The 1700-nt window shown below is 70.9% G+C and carries 2 protein-coding genes; both read right to left on the bottom strand.

Going from position 1 to position 1700, the window contains the following annotated elements; all coding sequences use genetic code 11:
• Positions 1–1070: LysR family transcriptional regulator (locus BSE24067_RS32125; RefSeq protein ID WP_174905003.1), on the bottom strand; the 1070-nt coding region annotated here is incomplete at its 3' end.
• A 392-nt stretch (positions 1071–1462) separates the two neighbouring features.
• A partial coding sequence (locus tag BSE24067_RS32130; RefSeq protein ID WP_254600374.1) for a hypothetical protein occupies positions 1463–1700 on the bottom strand: 238 nt, incomplete at its 5' end.

Raw genomic sequence — 1700 nt, forward strand, 5'->3', positions numbered from 1 at the left:
CGCGTCGGTTCGGGCGCGTCGGCCGCGGGCTGAACCGCCCGCGCATCGGTCTCCGCGCGTGCAGGCACCGCGGCGACGGCCGGCTGCGCGGCTTCCGCGTCGAGCCAGCCGCGCGTCGCTTCGACGATCAGCGCGCGCAGCCAGTGCACGCCGTCCGCGCATGCCCCCGATTCGTTCCACGTCATCCGGTACACGATGTCGGGCGGCTCGGCCGGCAGCGCGACCGCGCCGAGCGGCAGCAGTTTCGCGTAGTGGCGCGCGAGCCGGTACGTGGTGGTCAGGATCAGATCGGAGCGCACGAGCGCATGCGCGGCGAGTTCGAAATGCGGCAGCGTGACGGCGATCCGGCGCCGCAGGCCGACGCGTTCGAGCTGACGGTCGATCGCGCCGGACGCTTCGAGCCACGATGGCGTCGGGCACAGCTGCGCGGCTTGCGCGAATGCGTCGGCCGTCATCGCGCCGCGCCGTGCGAGCGGATGCGTCGCGCGCATCAGGCACACGATGCGATCGTCGAACAGGTCGTCCTGCCGAAAGCGCGACGTGCGCGCAGCGCGGTTGTCGATCACGACGTCGAGTTCGCCGTCGGCGAGCGCGCGTTCGTCGTCGAAGCCGTCGCCGAGCGGATGGAACACCAGCTGCGCGTTCGGTGCGCGCTCGCGAAACAGCGCGACGAGCTTCGGCACGAACAGCACGTTCAGATAGTCGGGGCAGCCGATCCGATACGTGCGCACCGACGTGCGCGCGTCGAACGCCGGCTGCTGGATCCGGATGAAGTCGATCACGCGCAACGCATTGCGCAGCGGCTCGATCAACCGCGCGCCGAACTCGGTCGGCACCATTCCGTAGCGGCTGCGCACCAGCAGCGGATCGCCGAGCAGCGTGCGCAAACGCTTGAGCGCGGCGCTCGTCGCCGGCTGCGACATGTTCAGCCGCACGGCCGCACGCGACACGGTGCGCTCGGTGAGCAGCACGAGCAGCATGCGCATCAGCCGCGCATCGAGCACGTCGAGCGCGCCCGTGGCGTCGGACGCGTCGACGCAACGGCCGCTCTGCTTCGGTGCGTCGCGCATGCCGCTACGCGTTTCCGCGGCCCGTCGTTTCACGAAGGTGCCCGGCCCGCCGCCGCCTGGTCCGATGCAGTGCGTCGCCCGCGCCGGGCGCGATGCACGCGCGATGAGAGGCTTCCAGTTGCACGCGTTGTCTCCGTCCATGTCCGACGCGCGAACCGGCCGCGTGTGCACGCAGCGCGGGCCCGGACGCCGCCGACGTGATGTGTCGGATTTGTTCGCGAGTATGCGCGGCGACCGCGGCGATGGGAAATTAAATATTCGGCTGGGCGTCATTCGAAAAGCGAATGGGGTGCGACCGTCCGCGCGAGCGCCGCGCGGCACGTGAATTGCGTGTCGACGGATTCCATCCACATCGACATCAGCGGAGGTGTCATGCAGCGATATTCCATTCGTCAAGTATCGCGGGCCGTCTTCGCCGGCATCCTGATCGCCGGCCTGGCGGCGGGTGCGGGCTGCAAGAAGAACGCGAACGACACCGGGCCCGGTGCGAGTTCGGACACGAGCGCCACTGGCGGCATGTCGCCGGCGCCATCCACTGCGCCGTCCGGCACGCCGAGCAGCGGCGCGGCCGGCACCGGGGCGGACAGCGGCGCGGCGAGCATGCCGGGCGCGGCATCCACGCCGGCCGGC

It is taken from the genome of Burkholderia latens, from assembly GCF_902499045.1.
GTDB lineage: Bacteria > Pseudomonadota > Gammaproteobacteria > Burkholderiales > Burkholderiaceae > Burkholderia > Burkholderia latens.